The organism is Paraburkholderia diazotrophica (genome assembly GCF_900108945.1).
GTDB lineage: Bacteria > Pseudomonadota > Gammaproteobacteria > Burkholderiales > Burkholderiaceae > Paraburkholderia > Paraburkholderia diazotrophica.
The window spans coordinates 240,314-259,029 of sequence record NZ_FNYE01000004.1; the positions used below are offsets into that span (position 1 = coordinate 240,314).

The following is an 18,716-nucleotide window of genomic DNA, read 5'->3' on the forward strand; positions in this document are numbered from 1 at the left end:
GCGCGCGCCATGCCGTGGTTTCTGTATCTGATCGAATGCTCGGACGGCAGCGTCTACACGGGCATCGCCACCGACGTCGCGGCGCGCTTCGACAAGCACTGCAACGGCACGGGCGCGCGCTACACGCGCTCGCGCAAGCCCGTGCGCCTGCTCGCGTCGTTCGAACTCGCCGACCGGTCGAGCGCATTGCGGGCCGAGTACCGCGTCAAGCAGCTCGCGCCCGCGCAGAAGCGGGAGCTGGCGTCGGGGGCGCGGACGCTCGAATCCGTGCTGCCCGCGCTGAGCGAAGCAGAGGCGCCGGACGTCGAGGAAGCCTGATCCGTATTCATGACGCGCCGCGCCGTTGTCCGCGCAGCAACAGTGTTTTCAACAATCGCGCCTCGACGCGCCTCTGGCCCGAAAGCATACTACCCCACACCGAATCAATACCGACGCAGTGCCTCTACCTGGCAGAAACCTCAAGGGAAAAGCAAATGGACGAGCGTAAGCGTGACAGCATGATTGCGTATCTGCGCCGCCGGATGGCGCAAGTCGGCATCAGGATCACCGATCTCGCGGCTGCACTGGCCGAAGAGCGCACGCGCCAGAAATCGGCGCGTTTTCGCAGCGCTTCCGGTGATACGTGGGACGGCAAAGGGAATCTGCCGCAGTGGCTGAGCCAGGCCGTCAGCGCCGGTCAGTCGATGGAGCACTTCGCCGTCGAGAAGCGCGCCACGCGGTCCAAACCGGCGGCTCGCCCGACCGTCGACTGGCGCCAGGACCCGTTCGCCGGCACGCGGCTCGCGACAATGCGCCCGCAGTAAGCGCACGCAACGCGCCGCCCAAAAACAAAAACGCTCCCGAAGGAGCGTTTTGCCAGCAGACCTTCAGCGTACCGATTACTTCTTGTAGTTCGCCACGCCTTCGCTGATTTCCTTGTGGGCGGCATCGACGCCCGCCCAGCCTTCGACCTTCACCCACTTGCCCTTCTCCAGCGCCTTGTATTGCTCGAAGAAGTGCTTGATCTGATCCTTCAGGTATTGCGGCACGTCGTCGATCGACTTCAGGTCCGCCGTCATCGGGCAGATCTTGTCGTGCGGCACGGCGATCAGCTTCGCGTCGACGCCCGATTCGTCCGTCATCTGCAGCATGCCCAGCGCGCGTGCGCGCACCACGGAACCGGCCAGCAGCGGGAACGGCGTGATCACCAGCACGTCGACGGGGTCGCCGTCGCCCGACAGCGTCTGCGGAATGAAGCCGTAGTTCGCCGGATAACGCATGCCCGTGCCGATGAAGCGGTCGACGACGAGCATGCCCAGTTCCTTGTCCGCCTCGTACTTCACCGGATCGCTTTGCGCCGGAATTTCGATGATGACGTTGAAGTCTTGCGGGAGGTCTTTACCAGGGGGGACGTGATTGAAGCTCATGGCGCTCTCTGATCAGGATGAAATGTGAAAGATGGCGCGCGGCGCGCGCTGCGTTCGCGATACGGAACGCGGCGCCGCAACCCGGACACTGCGGAATGCGCCATTATAGCCAATCGGCCAATGACACCCTCGTGGCGATCGGCGCGATAATCGTCGTACGACTGGCGGCATCCGTTCGCCGAGGCGCACGTTATGTCGGCATCCTTTCGCCGGCATCCGTCCCTGGTCGCCGCGCATCGCGCGCTGCCAGTCCTTATGGACGGTTCCGTTGTGCCCGTCATACGCGCAAGGCCATCGTCGTCCGCTGTCCCGTTTTTTCGTGGGTCGTCCTCTGTCGCCTCAGGCAAGGAGCATGTGTGGAAGAAGCGAAACACTTCATCGGCGGTGAATGGGCCGCATCATCGGGCGGGGAGACGATCCCCGTCGTCGATCCCTCCGACGGCCAGCCGTTCACGACGCTCGCGCGCGGCACCGCCGCCGACATCGATACCGCCGTCCAGTCCGCGCGGCGCGCGTACGACGGCGCATGGGGCGCCGCCAGCGCAGCCGAGCGCGGCCGTCTGCTGTACCGGCTGTCGATGCTCGTCGCCGCCTGCCACGAAGAGCTGGCGCAGATCGAAGCGCGCGACACGGGCAAGCCGCTCAAGCAGGCACGCGGCGACGCGGCCGCGCTCGCGCGCTACTTCGAGTTCTATGCGGGCGCCGCCGACAAGCTGCACGGCGAGACGCTGCCCTACCAGAACGGCTACACCGTCTTCACGATCCGCGAGCCGCACGGTGTCACGGGCCACATCGTGCCGTGGAACTATCCGATGCAGATCTTCGGGCGCAGCGTGGGCGCGGCGCTCGCGGCGGGGAACGCGTGCGTCGTGAAGCCTGCCGAGGACGCGTGCCTTTCCGTGCTGCGCGTCGCCGAACTCGCGGCCGAAGCGGGTCTGCCGGCGGGCGCGCTCAACGTCGTCACCGGCTACGGACACGAAGCAGGCGCGGCGCTCGCGCGCCATCCCGGCATCGATCACATTTCGTTCACCGGCTCGCCCGAAACGGGCAAGCTCGTCACGCAGATGGCGGCCGACAACCACGTGCCCGTCACGCTCGAACTGGGCGGCAAGTCGCCGCAAATCGTGTTCGGGGATGCCGACCTCGACGCCGCGCTGCCCACGCTGGTCAGCGCGATCGTGCAGAACGCCGGGCAGACCTGCTCGGCGGGCAGCCGCGTGCTGATCGAGCGGAGCATCTACGAGCCGCTGCTCGACAGGCTCGCGAGCGCGTTCAGTGCGCTGCGTGTAGGTCCGGCGCACGCGGATCTCGACTGCGGACCGCTGATCAGCGCGAAGCAGCAGCGCCGCGTATGGGACTTCCTGTCGGACGCGCAGCACGACAGCATCCCGATGGCGGCGCACGGCGAAGTGATCGCGGAAGCGCCGGACGACGGCTTCTATCAGGCGCCGACCCTGCTGCGCGACGTGCCGCCCACACACCGGCTCGCGCGCGAAGAAGTGTTCGGCCCGGTGCTCGCCGCGCTGCCGTTCGCCGACGAAGGCGAAGCGCTCGCATTGGCCAACGGCACGCAGTACGGCCTTGTCGCGGGCATCTGGACGCGCGACGGCGCACGCCAGTTGCGCATCGCGAGACGCGTGCGCTCGGGGCAGGTGTTCATCAACAACTATGGCGCGGGCGGCGGCGTCGAGCTGCCGTTCGGCGGTGTCAAGCATTCGGGCCACGGCCGCGAGAAAGGCTTCGAAGCGCTGTACGGCTTCACAGTGCTGAAGACCGTCGCGATCAAACACGGCTGATGCAGAGCGGCAAACAACGCCAAACGATTCGCACAACAACAGCAACCATCTTTCATGGAACGGGAGCAAGGGCCGCGGCTCTGACTCCCATCGACAGAGGAGACATCATGCGGCTGACAGGCAAAACGGCCATCGTCACAGGCGGCGGCTCGGGCTTTGGCGAAGGCATCGCGAAGACCTATGCGCGCGAAGGCGCAAACGTCGTCGTCAACGATCTGAACGGCCCGGCCGCCGAGCGTGTCGCGAGCGAGATCGCGCTGGCGGGCGGCAAGGCGATTGCCGTCGCGGGCGACGTCACGCGCGCGGATGACTGGAGCGCGTTGCGCGCCGCTGCCATCGAAGATTTCGGCAGCGTGCAGATCGTCGTCAACAACGCGGGCACCACGCATCGGAACAAGCCGGTGCTCGAAGTCACGGAAGCCGAGTTCGACCGCGTGTACGCCGTCAACGTGAAGAGCATCTATTGGAGCGTGCGCGAATTCGTCCCGTACTTCCGCGAGCAAGGCGGGGGCGTGTTCGTCAATATCGCGTCGACGGCGGGCGTGCGGCCGCGCCCTGGCCTCGTCTGGTACAACGGCAGCAAGGGCGCCGTGATTGTCGCGAGCAAGGCGCTTGCCGTCGAGCTCGGGCCGGACCGCATTCGCGTGAACTGCGTAAACCCGGTGATCGGCGAGACGGGACTGCTGACGGAGTTCATGGGCGTCGAAGATACGCCGGAGAACCGGCAGAAGTTTCTGGCGGGCATTCCGCTCGGCCGCTTCTCGAGGCCGCAGGACATCGCGAATGCCGCGCTTTATCTCGCGTCGGACGAAGCGGAGTTCATCACGGGCGTGTGTCTCGAAGTGGACGGCGGACGCTGCGTGTAGCGGCATGTGAGGTGCGCTTTGGGCCGGGCGTTCCTGCCACGCGCGGGCGCGGGCGCGCGTGCGCCGCACTGCATGTGCGCGTTAGCGATTGAAAAGTCAGTGTATTCCCCGACGTCAAGCGGCTTTTCAGCGCGCGTTGAACGTTTAGAATCGCGAACGGCGGTACGTCATTTCCACAATAACGAGCTTTGCATAGGACCGGCGTAAGGCGCTAAAGCGCCAACGCTGGTCGATAGGAGACACGCGTGTCCAGTCCTGCGAATCCGCTTCACCATCCCGGCGCAGGCGCGCCGCCTTCCACTTTCGAAGAGGCGACCTACAGGAAAGTCGCCTGGCGTCTGACGCCGCTTCTGATGCTCAGCTATGTCGTCGCGTATCTGGATCGCGTGAACGTCGGCTTTGCGAAGCTCGGCATGAGCGCCGACCTGGGCCTCTCCGATGCCGTCTACGGTTTCGGCGCGGGCATCTTCTTCATCGGCTATTTCATCTTCGAAGTGCCGAGCAACATCATCCTGCATCGCGTCGGCGCGCGGGTGTGGATCGCGCGGATCATGGTGTCGTGGGGCATCATCTCGATGCTGACGATGTTCGTCACCACGCCCACGATGTTCTACGCGATGCGCTTTCTGCTCGGTCTCGCGGAAGCGGGCTTCTTCCCCGGCATCATCCTGTACCTGACCTACTGGTATCCGGCGCACCGGCGCGGCCGCATGACCACGTGGTTCATGACGGCCATCGCGATTTCGGGCGTCGTCGGCGGGCCGATCTCGGGCTACATCCTGAAAGCGTTCAATGGCGCGAACGGCTGGCATGGCTGGCAATGGCTGTTCCTGCTCGAAGGCATCCCGTCCGTGATCGTCGGTATCCTGGTGTTCGTCGTGCTCGACGATCGCATCTCGAAGGCGAAATGGCTGACGGATCAGGAGCGGGAACTGCTCGAGCGCAATATCGCCGCGGAAGAAGCGACCAAAGAGGATCACTCGATCGGCAAGGTGATGATGAGCCCGCGCGTGCTGCTGATGAGCCTGATCTACTTCTCGTTCGTGATGGGCCTGTACGGCGTGAGCTTCTGGCTGCCGACCATCATCAAGTCGACGGGCGTCACCGATGCGTTCATGATCGGCCTGCTTTCGGCGATTCCGTTCGCTGCTGCCGTGATCGCGATGGTGCTCGTCGCGCGCAGCGCCGACCGCACACGCGAGCGTCGCTGGCACGTCGCGCTGCCGGGATTCGCGGGCGCGCTCGGCCTCGTGTTGTCTGTGGTCTGGGCGCACGATACGACGCTCGCGATGGCCGCGCTCACGCTCGCGACGATGGGCATCATCACGACGCTGCCGCTCTTCTGGAGTTTGCCGACGTCCTTCCTCGCGGGCACGGGCGCAGCGGCGGGCATCGCGATGATCAATTCGATCGGCAATCTCGCGGGCTTCCTGAGCCCGTACGCGGTGGGCTGGCTCAAGCAGCTCACGTCGACCACCGACTCGGGCATGTACATGCTCGCCGCATTCATGATCCTCGGCGGACTGCTCGCGATCAGCGTACCGGCGCGGCTCGTGAACAAATAATCGCGTACCGCTGTTGTGCGGTTTCGAGCAAGAAAAAACCCTCGATGACCAGAGAGTCACCGAGGGTTTTTCATCTGCGTTATCCGCGTCATCTGCGCTATCTGCGGCCAGAGCCGTTCAGCCCATCAGACGATGTTCATCGCGAGCGCGCTCTCACGATAGTGCTCGCTCGCCTTCGACGCATCGCCCAGTTGTTCGTGCAGCCGCGCAAGCGCACGGTGTGAGCGGATCTTGAGCGTCTCGTTGTCGGCTTGCTTGAGCGCCTGTTCGAGGAACGATTGCGCCTTGCCCCACAACTGCTGATGCAGACACAGACGGCCCAGCGTGAACAGCAGATCGGCGTCGTCAGGGCGCTCCTTGCGCCAGCCTTCGGCCTTCTGGATCAACGGCAGCGCGTCGCCGCCCGTCGTATCCGGATAGCGGCGCAAGAGGCGCGCGTCCCAGTTCTGCGCGAGCGCTTCCTCGACGATTTTGCGCGCCTCCTGCGGACGGTTCAGCGCGACCAGCAATTCGGCCGCGAGATCGGCGAGGCGCGGCGAATGGCGCTCGGTCGGCGTCAGCGAATGCCACAGTTCGAGCAGCGCGTCGGCATTGTGCCGGCGATCGCGCAACAGGTTTTCCGCCGCCAGCTGCCGCAGACGCACGGCCACGGCGGGATGAATCGCCTCGCGCTTTTCGAGCGTCTTCACGAGCTTGAGCACTTCGCCCCAGTTCTTCAATTGCTGCTGCGCGCGCAACGCAATCTGCTGCGCATGAATGCGGCGGCCGCCCTGCGACTGCATTTCGGTGAGCGCGAGCAGCGCGCCATCGGCATCGCGGCCATCGGCGCGCATGTCGGCCGTCGCCATCAGACGCGCATCCTGCCAGTCGGTTGCATCGATCTGCGCGAGATATTCGTCGCGGCGCGCGTACTCGTGCATCCGGTGCGCGGCGTTCGCCGCGATCAGGCCCGCCGCGCCCTTGTTGTCGGGATTCGCGAGCGAATCGCGTGCGGCCTTTTCGGCGCGCGAAAAGCGCCCGGCATACAGATTCGCGATCGCATCACGCAACGCCGAATGCGCCTTCGCGACGCGCTGACGCGCGCGGTACGCGGCCACGCGCCGCGGCATGCCCCAGATGTTGCGCACGATGCGCAGCAGCACATACATCACGATGAACGTGACGATCAGGCCGACGACGAACAGGTTCAACGAAATATCGACGCGATACGGCGGATAGACGAGCAGCACCTGGCCGGTGTCGAAGCGCCCGACGAGTGCGAGCGCGACGGCGATCGCGAACAGGAATGCGAGCCAGAGAAGTCCACGCAGCGCCATGATTAACCCCGGTTCCGGTATTGATGCACGGCCTGCAGGCTCGTATTCAGGTTCGGCACTTCGACGGCCCCCGAGCCCTGATCGACCTCCTTCACGAGATCACGCGCGGTTTGCACTTTTTTCGACGACGCGTCGAAGTAACGCGCGAGCGCCTCGTCCGCAGCGTTGAGATCCGACTTGAGCGTGGTCTGGTTGCGCGCGAGCAGCGCCAGTCGCGCCGACAGCAGACGCAGCTTCAGGTTCTCGCGCAGGAAGTAGCCCTGATCGGGCGACACGAGCATCGTATCGGCGTGATCGAGGCGGCGCACCTGCACGAGACTGGTCAGCTGCTGGCCGACCCCCGTCACGAACTGGTTCCACCACACCCTCCACTTCGGCTCGCCCGTCGCGGCCGCGACGCGCTCGACGTCCTTCGGCTCGGCCGCTCGCGGCGTCGCGTGTGCGATGGGCGCCTCGCCGGAAAGCGGCAGCTGGTCGACCTGGTCGATCGCGTCGTCGAGCTTGATCGCGAGGCCCGTCAGATCCGTCGAAGGCGCGGACTTCAGCTTGTCGATGTCCTGCGCGATCGCCTTGCGCACGGCCAGCATCTGCGCACCATCCGAGGCGGCGAGCCGCGTGTCGGCGCTTTGCAGCGCGAAGAGCGCGAGCTGCGTGTTGCCCGTCAGTTGCAGCTGCTCGCTGGCGCTCGACAGCATCTGGCCGACTTCGGCCATCGTCCAGTCGTCGCGGTTGCGCGCGAGATCCGCGTATTGCTGCTGCAGCGCCTGTTGCGAATTCTGCGCATCGGCGAGCTTGCCTTCGAGCTGCGCGATCTGCGCGTTCGCGGCCTGCACGGTCGCGACGGCCTGCTCCGTTTTGACGCGCAGCTCGGCCGTCGATGCGTCGATGGCCTGCTGGCGATGCGACAGCTGCTGGTCGAGCTTGATCACCCTGCGGTTCAGCGCGAGGCCGCCCGCGACGGCCACGATGAGCACCAGCACGATGACGACCCAGAGCAGCCCCGTGCCCTTGTCGCGTTTCGGTTGCTGCATTTCGTAAGGCGTAAAGGGCTGATTCGGCGGCAGCGTGGTGGCGGGCCGCGGCGCGGAGTTGGGCGTGGGATTCGTGGATGCGTTGGTATCAGTCATGCGTTCTTGTGCCGGGTTGGACTGGACCGGTTGAACTTCGGAAGGAACAGCGAGGGAAATCAGCGTGCGCGCGATACGTTCGTCGCCCGCACCGGACACCGTAATGCTATCAAAACCCAATCCCCGCGCGGTTTCCGCGATGCGCGGATGGGGCGCGACGAACATCGCGCGTTTCAGTTGCGCCTGCTCGCTGACGGTCAGATGGTCGGCCGCGAGTTCGCCGAGATTGCGTACGCCTTCGGAGCTCGTGACGAGCCACGCGTGCGGCGTCTTCGATTCGTCCGACAGCAGCGCATGGATGCGCGACCATGCGCCGATCGACGGCTCCGGCACGAGCCGCCGGTAGGCTGCGACCGTCTCGACTTCAGCGCCCGCTTCGCGCAGACGGTCGGCGAGCCATTCACGGCCGCCGTCGCCGCGCACGATCAGCACCCGCTTGCCTTCGAACGCGTTCTCGCCGAGCGACGCTTCGAGCGCCGCGTACAGCGCTTCCGAGTCGAAGCGCGCGCCGTCGTTGTCGTCGGCGCCGGCGTTCGGGCTGATCACCGTATATGCGGGCGCTTCGACGCCGTGCTTCGCGAGCGCCGCGACGCTGCCCGGACCGACGACGCCGACGGGCAGCGCATACGGCCAGATCGCGTCGTGGCGCGCGAACGCGTAGTCGACGGCGTTCGGCGACACGAACACGACGAGCGCGTACCGGTCGAGCGATGCGAGCGCCGCGCGCAGCGGGCCTTCGTCGTCGGCGGGCGCGATCTCGATCAGCGGAAATTCGACGGTCGCGACACCCGCGTCGTGCAGCATTTTGGCGAGCGCGTCGGACTGCCCCGCCGGCCTCGTCAGTACGACGCTCAGGTGCGCACCGCGCGACGGCCCTGCGCCGTCCGTCGACGGGAAATCAGCGGATGTCGGGTTCGAGCCGGCCGCCATCACGGGGCATTCGCCGGACCAGCCGCCGGCCCGCTCGCCGTGCTGAGCGCGCGGACGATGTCCATCGCGCCTTGCGCTTCGAGCTGGCTCGCGACTTCGCGGCCGAGTTCGAGCGCGGCGCCCGTGGTCGGCGCGGGCGACGAGGCCTGTGCGGAGAGCACGCGCTGCCCGTCGGGCGTCGCGACGATGCCGCGCAGATGCAACGCGCCGTCATGCCAGACCGCGTAGGCCGCGAGCGGCACTTCGCAACTGCCGCCGAGCGCGCGCGACACCATGCGCTCTGCTTCGACGGCGGTGGCCGTGTGCTCGTGATGCAGCGGCGCGAGCCATGCGGCGAGGTCCGCGCGGTCCGCGCGAATTTCGATGCCGAGCGCGCCTTGACCCGCGGCGGGCAGGCTGTCGGCGGGATCGAGCAGCGAACGGATGCGCGCGGCGAGACCCAGACGCTTCAGCCCGGCGGCGGCAAGAATGATGGCCGCGTAGTCCCCGCGATCGAGCTTGGCGAGGCGCGTATCGAGATTGCCGCGCAGCGGCTTCACGATGAGTTGCGGATAGCGCGCGCGCAGCATCGCTTCGCGGCGCAGGCTCGACGTGCCGATCACGCTGCCGGGCGGCAACGCGGCAAGCGTGTCGTACTGGTTCGAGACGAACGCATCGCGCGGGTCCTCGCGCTCCATGATGGTGGACAACGCGAAGCCTTCGGGCAGTTCCATCGGCACGTCTTTCAGCGAATGAACGGCGAGATCGGCACGGCCATCGGCGAGCGCGTTCTCCAGCTCCTTCACGAACAGACCCTTGCCACCGACCTTCGACAACGTGCGATCGAGAATCTGATCGCCGCGTGTCGTCATTCCGAGGATTTTTACGTCACAAGATGGATATAATTTGTGCAGCGCACACCGCACGTGCTCGGCCTGCCACATTGCCAGGCGGCTTTCCCGCGACGCGATGACAAGCGTAGTGGGCGGCGTGAGCGCAAGCGTCTCGGAATTCATTGTTTGAGTCATTGAACGACGGGATGTAATAACAAACAATGTTAGCACGCGCTTCGGCAACCTCTCGCTGGCCGCACGGCCACGCCGAAGCAGTTCGATGGAGGAGACGGGTTCGCGCACGGTGTCGGCGCGGACTGCTCGATGAGCCGTATCGATTCGTGACTTGCGTGGCCGCCGAAGCCCGAGCACGGTCGTTCGCGCGTCGATGCGCCGCATGCGCGATCATCTAATGCGGCGCAGCACGCGCAACGGGCCCTTCCTCCATCGCGCGCCGCATCGTTGACAGGCTTTTAGCGCAGTTCCCCGCAGTAACTGAAGTTGCAGTCCACATTCTTTAGACCCTGGCTTTCCTGAGGAAACATCGTGACGTCTTCCGGATCGGCGCGCCCTGCCCGCCGCAACACTGCCTCGCCCGACGCTGCAAACGCCGCATCGGCCGCTTCCGCCGTCAAGGCTGTCAAGGCCGCGAAGGCCCTGAAAGCAACGCAAGCCCTCGAATCCGGCAAAACCGGCAAATCCACGAAGACCAAGGCGGCCAAAGCGGCCGCCAACAGCCTGTCGAAACGAACCAAAGGCAACGGCGCCGGCAAGGAAGCCGCGCCGCTGAAAGACAACGCCCGCACGCGCGAGGACAAGGACCAGCCGCTCTTCGAGGACATCCGCTATCTGGGGCGGCTGCTCGGCGACGTGGTGCGCGAGCAGGAAGGCGACGAAGTGTTCGACGTAGTCGAGACGATTCGCCAGCACGCGGTGCGGTTTCGCCGCGAGGACGACAGCGTCGCCGCGCAGACGCTCGAAAAGAAATTGCGCGCGTTGTCGCCCGAGCAGACGGTGAGCGTCGTGCGCGCGTTCAGCTACTTCTCGCATCTCGCGAACATCGCCGAAGACCGCCATCGCAACCGGCGGCACCGCATCCACGATCTGGCTGGCTCGACGTCGCAGCCGGGCACGGTCGCGCACGCGCTCGACCGTCTCGTCGAAGCGAACGCGGCCGCGACGCCCGTTTTGCAGCAGTTTTTCAACGACGCGCTGATCGTCCCCGTGCTGACGGCACACCCGACGGAAGTGCAGCGCAAGAGCATTCTCGATGCGCAGCACGACATCGCCCGGCTGCTCGCCGAACGCGACCAGCCGCTGACGGCGCGCGAGCGCCTGCAAAACGACTTGCTGCTGCGTGCGCGCGTAACGTCGCTGTGGCAGACGCGCATGCTGCGCGATTCGCGCCTGACCGTCGCAGATGAAATCGAGAACGCGCTGTCGTACTACCGCGCGACGTTCCTGGAAGAAATCCCCGCGCTGTACGCCGATATCGAAGAAGCGCTGGTCGAGCACGGCCTCGACGCGCGGCTGCCGTCCTTCTTCCAGATGGGCAGCTGGATCGGCGGCGATCGCGACGGCAATCCGAACGTCACGGGCGAAACGCTCGAAAACGCGATCACGCGCCAGGCTGCGGTGATCTTCGAGCACTATCTGGAGCAGGTGCACAAGCTCGGTGCGGAACTGTCGGTGTCGAATCTGCTGGCGGGCGCAAGCGACGCGGTGAAGGCGCTCGCGGACGCCTCGCCTGATCACTCGCCGCATCGCACCGACGAGCCGTACCGGCGCGCGCTGATCGGCATCTACACGCGCCTTGCCGCGAGCGCGCGCGTGCGCCTCGGCGAAGGCGTCGTGCCCGTGCGCAGCGCGGGCCCCGGCGTGCCGAAGATTCGCGCGATTCCGTATGGCGACGCTTCCGAGTTCGTGCACGATCTGCATGTGCTGATCGAGTCGCTCGCGGAGCATCACGGCGCGTCGCTCGCGACGCCGCGTCTGTCGCCGTTGACGCGCGCGGCCGAAGTGTTCGGCTTCCACCTCGCGAGCATCGATCTGCGCCAAAGCTCGGACATTCACGAAGCGGTGATCGCCGAGCTGCTGCGCCGCGCGGGCGTCGAAAGCGATTACGCGGCGCTGCCCGAAGCGGACAAGCTGCGCGTGCTGCTCGCTGAGCTGTCGCAGCCGCGCCTGTTGCGCTCGCCGTATATCGAGTATTCGGATCTCGTGAAGAGCGAACTCGGCGTGCTCGAACAGGCGCGCGTGACGCGCGAGAAGTTCGGCGCGCGCGCCGTGCGCAACTACATCATTTCGCACACGGAGACGGTGAGCGATCTCGTCGAAGTGATGCTGCTGCAAAAGGAAGCGGGACTGCTGCAAGGCTCGCTCGGCAACCCGGTCGATCCGGCGCGTGCCGGCCTGATGGTGATCCCGCTCTTCGAGACGATTCCGGACTTGCGCAACGCGCCGCACATCATGCGCGACCTGCTCGCGCTGCCGGGCATCGATGCCATCATCGAGCACCAGGGCAAAGAGCAGGAAGTGATGCTCGGCTATTCGGACAGCAACAAGGACGGCGGCTTCCTCACGTCGAACTGGGAGCTGTATCGCGCGGAGCTCGCGCTCGTGTCGCTCTTCAACGAGCGCAACATCACGATGCGTCTGTTCCATGGCCGCGGCGGCACGGTCGGACGCGGCGGCGGCCCGACGTATCAGGCGATCCTGTCGCAGCCGCCGGGCACCGTCGACGGCCAGATCCGCTTGACGGAACAGGGCGAAGTGATCGCGAGCAAGTTCGGCAACCCGGAGATCGGCCGGCGCAATCTGGAGACGGTCGTCGCCGCGACGCTCGAAGCCTCGCTGCTGCCGCACGGCAATGCGCCCGCGCAGCTGCCCGACTTCGAGGAGACGATGCAGACGCTCTCCGACGCCGCGATGGCGTCGTACCGCGCGCTCGTCTATGAAACGCCGGGCTTCACCGATTACTTCTTCTCGTCGACGCCGATCTCGGAGATCGCCGAGCTGAATATCGGCAGCCGGCCGGCGTCGCGCAAGCTGCAGGACCCGAAGCAACGCAAGATCGAAGACCTGCGCGCGATTCCGTGGGGCTTTTCATGGGGCCAGTGCCGGTTGCTGCTGACGGGTTGGTATGGCTTCGGCAGCGCGGTGGCGGGCTGGCTCGACGCGTCGGATTCGAATGTCGAGCGTGAGCGTCGGCTGAACCTGCTGCGCAAGATGCACAAGACGTGGCCGTTCTTCTCGACCCTGCTGTCCAACATGGACATGGTGCTTGCGAAGACGGACCTCGCGGTGGCGTCGCGCTATGCGGCGCTCGTCACGGACAAGAAGCTGCGCAAGCATGTGTTCGAGCGGATCGTTGCCGAGTGGGAGCGGACGTCGAATGCGCTCTCCGAGATCACGGGCAGGAAAGAACGTCTTTCCGATAATCCTTTGCTCGCGCGCTCGATCAAGAACCGCTTCCCTTATCTCGATCCGCTGAATCACTTGCAGGTGGAGCTGTTGAAGCGGCACCGCGGCGGGGATACGAACCTGCGCGTTCGGCGCGGGATTCATTTGACGATCAACGGGATCGCGGCGGGGTTAAGGAATACTGGTTAATTTTTGCCCTGCGGGCGGCGGGTTTTGTTTGATTCGCCGCTTTTTTCTTTTTCTGCTTTGTCTGCGACTGCTTTTGTTCTGGTTTTTTTGGCTTGCCGCTGGCATCCGCGATTGCGTTCGTTTGCTTCGCCCTTCGCTGGCATCCGCGATGCGCCTACCGGCGCGGGCGTTGCCCCTGTGCGGGGCGGCACTCACTTTCTTTGCCGCCGCAAAGAAAGTAAGCAAAGAAAGCGGGCTCACACCGCCAGTGCTTGACCTTTACCCACGGGCCCTCAACGTCCCCGTATTTCTTGCGGCAGCGTGCTGGCTTGTGTTCGTCGCCAATGTGCTCGCTAAACGCCTCACCCGCTTCATGCACGTGTGGCACAGCGAAGGATATCGAAAGTTTTAGCGCCGCATGTCGGTAGTGAACGAGATTTCAGTGTCGCACAGGGCAACGCTCGCACCTGTCGCCGCATCGCGTAGCGACGGTATCCTGTGCGGCGCGAATGCCTACACACAGTTTGCCGCAACGCGGCGCAGGCTATTCGATATCGCGGGCCGCAATGAGGGTGCATGAAGCAGGTGAGGCATCTAATCAACGCGTTGGCAACGCAGATGAGACAGCACATTACCGCGTGAGGGATGGGGACGTTGAGGGCCCGTGGGTAAACGTCAAGCACTGACGGTGTGAGCGGCTTTCTTCTGCCTACTCTTCTTTGCCGCGGCAAAGAAGAGTAGGTGCCGCCCCGCACAGGGGCAACGCCCGCGCCGCGAGGCGCATCGCGGATGCCGGCGGCAAGCCATAAAAACCAAAAAGCCGTCGCAGACGTAAAAACCTCAACACCCCTCGATCATCAACGCATCGAGCTTGAACGACCCATCGTCCTGCACATCGAAGTATTCGCGGACTTCATCCGGCGCCGAAGCCCAGACGGAACGGATCGCAGCGACACGCGCCTCTGGCGTCCTCATCCGCGCAACCCATGATGCGAACTCGATCGGCAGGCGCCACCGCTCGCGCACGACTGCGGAAAATCCGGTGGCGGCGAAAAACGCGAGCCACTCGTCAACGCGATAGTCGCGGATATGCGAAGCGTCGCGCAAAACCTCGACTGCCTGAAGATGCGTGTCGAGCAACGGATGATCGCTGCCGGCAATGTCGATGAACAGCGCACGCCCGCCTCGCCTCAACACCCGCCGCACTTCGGCGAGCGCCAGCGGCACGTCGTGCCAATGATGCGCGCTCATCCGGCTGATCACCCAGTCGAACGACGCATCGGCGAACGGCAGCTTCTCGGCTGCGCCCTGCGAGGTCCGGATGTTCGACAGCCCGCGCTCCTGCGCTGCGGCGTCGACGGTGGCCAGCATCTGCGGCGCGATGTCGTACGCGACGACGGACCCGGCATGCGGCGCAACCGCAAAACTCGCGTGCCCCGCCCCACACCCCATGTCGAGCACGGCCGCGCCCGGCGTCGCCGCGACAGCCGCCGCCAGCGCCTGCAAGTCCGCGCCCGTCGCGTGCACCTGGCTCGTCAGATACGCGGCCGCTGTCGAGCCGAACGCGTCGGCCACCTGTTCGTGATGCTTCATCGTGTGCCCCCGTCCCATACAACGTTGACGAAAAATTGTCGACCCAAGCTGACGCGTCAGCGCCCCACCCGTCTCATGCAAATGCTTGCCGCCCTTTCAGGGTTGTCTGCAAAGCCATAGTCGAGGACTGGAACAAGCCCGCGTATTCGCACGCTCCGTTCCAGTCGCTACAATAGAGCCCGTCCTGTACCGGTACAAGTCAAGCAATTATTCTGGTATCGAGATTACCAGCCACCGCAGTCGCAACATGACCACGCCGTCTTCCGCCGATTCCGCCCCGCCCCTCGATGCATCGCCAGCCCGCGCGCTCGGCGAGTTCATCCGCGCGCATCGCGAGCGCCTGTCGCCGCAAGCCGTCGGCCTGCCGCCCGGCCCGCGCCGCCGCACGCCTGGCCTGCGCCGCGAAGAAGTCGCCCAGCTGTGCGGCGTGAGCCCCACCTGGTACACATGGATCGAACAGGGACGGCCCGTCTCTGCGTCCGCCGATGCGCTCGCGCGCATCGCCGTCGCGTTGCAGCTGTCGCGGGCCGAGCGCGCGTATCTGTTCGAACTGGCCGCCCAGCGCGATCCCGCCGAGCCCGACCCCGCTGCCGCCGATGCCCCCACGATGCTGCTCAAGACCGTCCAGCTCGTGAACGCGCCGGCCTACGTGCTCGACCGCCAGTTCACGGCGCTCGCGTGGAACGCGCCAGCGGCCGATCTGTTCGTCGGCTGGCTCGACGGCGAGCATGACCGCAACCTGCTGCGCTACACGTTCCTGTCGCCGGATGCGCGCAACCTGATCGTAGACTGGGAAATCCGCGCGCGGCGCCTTGCCGCCGAGTATCGCGCCGATTCGATCCGCCATCAGAACGATGCGCCCACGCGCTCGCTGATCGATTCGCTGTCGGCGGGAAGCGACGCGTTCGCGCGCTTCTGGGCGTCTCAGGACGTCAACGAGCGCGAAGGCGGCCAGCGCCAGTTCAACCATCCGCGCGACGGCCATGTCGTCTACAACCAGATCACGTTCAAGCCCGCGCATCGCGAAGACCTGAAGCTCGTCGTGCTCGTGCGCGAAGAATGATCTCCGCGTCATCCGCGCTGTCCGCCTCATCCGCTCGTCGCGCCGCGCCGCAAGGTTCGCCGCGCGGCGAGTGTTAAAATCGATGTCTTCCCGAGGCGGCGCAGCGATGCCGCGCCGTCCGCGTCTTCACCTCGCACACTGCCCATCACCATGACGTCCCAACTGCATAAAAAAGGCGAAGCCTGGTCGGCTCGCTTCTCCGAGCCGATGTCGGAACTCGTCAAGCGCTATACGTCGTCGGTTTTCTTCGACAAGCGTCTCGCGTTCGTCGACATCGAAGGCTCGCTCGCGCACGCGTCGATGCTGGCCGCGCAAAAGATCATCAGCGCCGACGACCTCGCGGCGATCCAGCGCGGCATGGCGCAGATCAAGGGTGAAATCGAGCGCGGCGAGTTCGAATGGCAACTCGATCTCGAAGACGTGCACCTGAACATCGAAGCGCGCCTCACGGCCCTGATCGGCGATGCGGGCAAGCGTCTGCACACGGGCCGCTCGCGCAACGACCAGGTCGCGACCGATATCCGCCTGTGGCTGCGCGGCGAAATCGACCGCATCGGCGACCTGCTGAAGGACCTGCGCGTCGCGCTGCTGGACCTCGCGGACAAGAACGCGGCCACGATCATGCCGGGCTTCACGCACTTGCAGGTCGCGCAGCCCGTCACGTTCGGGCATCACCTGCTCGCTTACGTCGAGATGTTCTCGCGCGACGCCGAACGCATGCTCGACACCCGCAAGCGCGTGAACCGTCTGCCGCTCGGCGCGGCGGCGCTCGCGGGCACGAGCTATCCGATCGACCGTCATGCCGTCGCGAAGACGCTCGGCTTCGATGGCATTTGCGCGAATTCGCTCGACGCCGTATCCGACCGCGACTTCGCGATCGAATTCACGGCCGCGTCGGCGCTCGTGATGACGCACGTGTCGCGCTTCTCGGAAGAACTCGTGCTGTGGATGAGCCCGCGCGTCGGCTTCATCGATATCGCAGACCGCTTCTGCACCGGCTCGTCGATCATGCCGCAAAAGAAGAACCCGGATGTGCCCGAGCTCGCGCGCGGCAAGACGGGGCGCGTGAACGGTCATCTGATGGCGCTGCTCACGCTGATGAAGGGCCAGCCGCTCGCGTACAACAAGGACAACCAGGAAGACAAGGAACCGCTGTTCGATACCGTCGATACGGTGGCCGATACGCTGCGCATCTTCGCCGAGATGGTCGCGGGCATCACGGTCAAGCCCGACGCGATGCGCTCGGCCGCGCTGCAAGGCTTTTCGACGGCGACCGATCTCGCCGACTATCTCGTCAAGCGCGGCCTGCCATTCCGCGATGCGCACGAAGCGGTGGCGCACGCGGTACGCGTCTGCGATCAGCGCGGCTGCGATCTCGCCGATCTGTCGCTCGATGAGATGAAGGCCGAGTTGCCGAACGTCGCATCGCTGCTCGGCGACGATGTGTTCGGCTATCTGACGCTGGAAGGCTCGGTGGCGAGCCGCAATCATCCTGGCGGCACTGCGCCGGATCAGGTGCGTGCGGCGATCGCGGCTGCGCGGGCGGCGATGAACTGATCGCTTCTTTTCTGTTTGCTTTGCGCCAAAGGCGAATTCTCTGACGAGGATTCGCCTTTTTCGTTTCTCATGAGCGCGCGCCACGCACAGCAAAGGCCGGCACCATTCGATACCATCACGATGCAATTGCCCGCACAGGACGCCCATCGTCATGATCATCCGCCCGCAACTCCACTGGTTCCGCATGCTGCTCGCGTGGCGCGGCTCCGTCCTTCCCGAGCTGCTGCCGCGCCTCGCCCTCATTCTGCTGATCTCGATCGTCGCGCTCGCCGTGCACGTCCACGTGCTGCATATCAACGTGAACGTCAGCACTACGCCGTTCTCGCTGATCGGCATTGCGCTCGCGATCTTTCTCGGCTTTCGGAACAGCGCGAGCTATGACCGCTATTGGGAAGCGCGCAAGCTCTGGGGTCAGCTGCTCAACGAAACGCGCTCGCTCACGCGTCAGGTGCTGACGCTGCCATCTGCGCGGATCTCCGCGAACGACACGCATGAATTCGTGCAGGTGCTGGGCGCGTTTGCGCATGCGCTGCGTCATCAGCTGAGAGGCACCGATCCGTCGCAGGATCTGTCGAAAAGGCTCGACACAGCGCTCTTCGAACGCGTCATGATGTCGCGCTATCGGCCCGCGACGATCATGCTGTGGCTCGGCGAATGGGTGCAGCGTCAGGCGCGCGACGGCAAGCTCGACGCGTGGACGGTTCACGCGATCGACCGCAACCTCAACGGACTGTCGGATGTGATCGGCGGCTGCGAGCGGATCGTGTCGACGCCGTTGCCGTTCGCGTATTCGGTGATGATTCACCGCACCGTGTACTTCTTCTGCGCAGCGCTGCCGTTCGGCCTCGTGGAGAGCGTCGGCGCGTTCACGCCTGTCTTCTCAGTGTTCGTCGCGTACACGTTCATGGCGCTCGACGCGATCGCATCGCAGATCGAAGAGCCGTTCGGCACCGACGACAACGACCTGGCACTCGATGCGCTCTCCGCCACCATCGAAGACGCCGCTCGCGATCTGCTCGCACAGCCGTCGCTGCACAGCGCGGGGTTGAAGGACGACTATCTGCTCACGTAGCGCGTGGGCGTCACACGGCGCG

General features: G+C 65.3%; 15 protein-coding genes. 9 read left to right on the plus strand and 6 right to left on the minus strand.

Annotated features, from left to right (window positions below; genetic code table 11):
* Nucleotides 1-9 precede the first annotated feature (9 nt).
* Nucleotides 10-318: a GIY-YIG nuclease family protein gene (locus tag BMW76_RS07760; RefSeq protein ID WP_090864564.1), complete on the plus strand. Its 309-nt coding sequence runs from the start codon at nt 10-12 to the stop codon at nt 316-318.
* Between the two features lie 155 nt (nt 319-473).
* Nucleotides 474-803: an H-NS family nucleoid-associated regulatory protein gene (locus BMW76_RS07765; protein WP_090864565.1), complete on the plus strand. Its 330-nt coding sequence runs from the start codon at nt 474-476 to the stop codon at nt 801-803.
* Between the two features lie 75 nt (nt 804-878).
* Here the strand turns inward: BMW76_RS07765 and ppa are convergent, their stop codons facing one another.
* The gene (ppa, locus tag BMW76_RS07770) at nt 879-1,406 is read right to left on the minus strand and encodes an inorganic diphosphatase (RefSeq protein ID WP_087734441.1); all 528 of its coding nucleotides are present in this window, start codon (nt 1,404-1,406) and stop codon (nt 879-881) included.
* 356 nt (nt 1,407-1,762) lie between these two features.
* Here ppa and BMW76_RS07775 point away from each other — a divergent pair, with 356 nt between their 5' ends.
* The 3 genes from BMW76_RS07775 to BMW76_RS07785 all read left to right on the plus strand — a co-directional run bounded on the left by BMW76_RS07775 (nt 1,763) and on the right by BMW76_RS07785 (nt 5,633).
* Nucleotides 1,763-3,202, plus strand: coding sequence for an aldehyde dehydrogenase family protein (locus BMW76_RS07775; RefSeq protein ID WP_090864566.1), 1,440 nt, complete (start codon nt 1,763-1,765; stop codon nt 3,200-3,202).
* Between the two features lie 107 nt (nt 3,203-3,309).
* Nucleotides 3,310-4,068, plus strand: coding sequence for an SDR family oxidoreductase (locus BMW76_RS07780; RefSeq protein ID WP_090864567.1), 759 nt, complete (start codon nt 3,310-3,312; stop codon nt 4,066-4,068).
* 245 nt (nt 4,069-4,313) lie between these two features.
* A complete protein-coding gene (locus BMW76_RS07785) occupies nt 4,314-5,633 on the plus strand; it encodes an MFS transporter (RefSeq protein ID WP_090864568.1) in 1,320 nt (439 codons plus the stop codon).
* Between the two features lie 125 nt (nt 5,634-5,758).
* Here the strand turns inward: BMW76_RS07785 and BMW76_RS07790 are convergent, their stop codons facing one another.
* Genes BMW76_RS07790 through hemC form a run of 3 tightly spaced genes read right to left on the minus strand, consistent with a single transcriptional unit; the run spans nt 5,759 to nt 10,001 of the window.
* Nucleotides 5,759-6,949 carry a heme biosynthesis protein HemY gene (locus BMW76_RS07790; protein ID WP_090864569.1) on the minus strand — a complete coding sequence of 397 codons (1,191 nt, stop codon included), beginning with the start codon at nt 6,947-6,949 and terminating at the stop codon, nt 5,759-5,761.
* A gap of 2 nt (nt 6,950-6,951) precedes the next feature.
* Complete coding sequence (gene hemDX / locus BMW76_RS07795; RefSeq protein WP_090864570.1) at nt 6,952-9,006, minus strand: fused uroporphyrinogen-III synthase HemD/membrane protein HemX; 2,055 nt, start codon at nt 9,004-9,006, stop codon at nt 6,952-6,954.
* Nucleotides 9,006-10,001, minus strand: coding sequence for a hydroxymethylbilane synthase (gene hemC, locus BMW76_RS07800; RefSeq protein ID WP_090864571.1), 996 nt, complete (start codon nt 9,999-10,001; stop codon nt 9,006-9,008). Before hemC ends, hemDX begins: the two co-directional genes overlap by 1 nt.
* A gap of 363 nt (nt 10,002-10,364) precedes the next feature.
* Here hemC and ppc point away from each other — a divergent pair, with 363 nt between their 5' ends.
* Nucleotides 10,365-13,430: a phosphoenolpyruvate carboxylase gene (gene ppc, locus BMW76_RS07805; RefSeq protein ID WP_090864572.1), complete on the plus strand. Its 3,066-nt coding sequence runs from the start codon at nt 10,365-10,367 to the stop codon at nt 13,428-13,430.
* On the opposite strand, the gene BMW76_RS41035 is transcribed toward ppc, so the two are convergent.
* Entirely contained in the window at nt 13,427-13,573 is a 147-nt protein-coding gene (locus BMW76_RS41035) for a hypothetical protein (protein ID WP_177200328.1), read from the minus strand. The two genes, ppc and BMW76_RS41035, sit on opposite strands and share 4 nt — an antisense overlap.
* Nucleotides 13,574-14,249: 676 nt before the next feature.
* Complete coding sequence (locus tag BMW76_RS07815) at nt 14,250-15,002, minus strand: class I SAM-dependent methyltransferase (protein WP_090864669.1); 753 nt, start codon at nt 15,000-15,002, stop codon at nt 14,250-14,252.
* A gap of 247 nt (nt 15,003-15,249) precedes the next feature.
* Between BMW76_RS07815 and BMW76_RS07820 the strand changes: the two genes are divergently transcribed.
* The 3 genes from BMW76_RS07820 (at nt 15,250) to BMW76_RS07830 (ending at nt 18,694) form a co-directional block, all read left to right on the plus strand.
* Complete coding sequence (locus BMW76_RS07820; protein WP_090864574.1) at nt 15,250-16,065, plus strand: helix-turn-helix transcriptional regulator; 816 nt, start codon at nt 15,250-15,252, stop codon at nt 16,063-16,065.
* 150 nt (nt 16,066-16,215) lie between these two features.
* The gene (argH, locus tag BMW76_RS07825; protein WP_090864575.1) at nt 16,216-17,622 is read left to right on the plus strand and encodes an argininosuccinate lyase; all 1,407 of its coding nucleotides are present in this window, start codon (nt 16,216-16,218) and stop codon (nt 17,620-17,622) included.
* A gap of 151 nt (nt 17,623-17,773) precedes the next feature.
* Complete coding sequence (locus BMW76_RS07830; RefSeq protein WP_090864576.1) at nt 17,774-18,694, plus strand: bestrophin family protein; 921 nt, start codon at nt 17,774-17,776, stop codon at nt 18,692-18,694.
* The last annotated feature ends 22 nt before the right edge of the window (nt 18,695-18,716 follow it).

What these genes read in the sequence shown, in the direction of transcription:
- BMW76_RS07760 (WP_090864564.1), top strand. Translation starts at nt 10, where the DNA reads ATGCCGTGGTTTCTGTATCTGATCGAATGCTCGGACGGCAGCGTCTAC.
- BMW76_RS07765 (WP_090864565.1), top strand. Translation starts at nt 474, where the DNA reads ATGGACGAGCGTAAGCGTGACAGCATGATTGCGTATCTGCGCCGCCGG.
- ppa (WP_087734441.1), bottom strand. Translation starts at nt 1,406, where the DNA reads ATGAGCTTCAATCACGTCCCCCCTGGTAAAGACCTCCCGCAAGACTTC.
- BMW76_RS07780 (WP_090864567.1), top strand. Translation starts at nt 3,310, where the DNA reads ATGCGGCTGACAGGCAAAACGGCCATCGTCACAGGCGGCGGCTCGGGC.
- BMW76_RS07790 (WP_090864569.1), bottom strand. Translation starts at nt 6,949, where the DNA reads ATGGCGCTGCGTGGACTTCTCTGGCTCGCATTCCTGTTCGCGATCGCC.
- hemDX (WP_090864570.1), bottom strand. Translation starts at nt 9,006, where the DNA reads ATGGCGGCCGGCTCGAACCCGACATCCGCTGATTTCCCGTCGACGGAC.
- hemC (WP_090864571.1), bottom strand. Translation starts at nt 10,001, where the DNA reads ATGAATTCCGAGACGCTTGCGCTCACGCCGCCCACTACGCTTGTCATC.
- BMW76_RS41035 (WP_177200328.1), bottom strand. Translation starts at nt 13,573, where the DNA reads ATGCCAGCGAAGGGCGAAGCAAACGAACGCAATCGCGGATGCCAGCGG.
- BMW76_RS07815 (WP_090864669.1), bottom strand. Translation starts at nt 15,002, where the DNA reads ATGAAGCATCACGAACAGGTGGCCGACGCGTTCGGCTCGACAGCGGCC.
- BMW76_RS07820 (WP_090864574.1), top strand. Translation starts at nt 15,250, where the DNA reads ATGACCACGCCGTCTTCCGCCGATTCCGCCCCGCCCCTCGATGCATCG.
- argH (WP_090864575.1), top strand. Translation starts at nt 16,216, where the DNA reads ATGACGTCCCAACTGCATAAAAAAGGCGAAGCCTGGTCGGCTCGCTTC.
- BMW76_RS07830 (WP_090864576.1), top strand. Translation starts at nt 17,774, where the DNA reads ATGATCATCCGCCCGCAACTCCACTGGTTCCGCATGCTGCTCGCGTGG.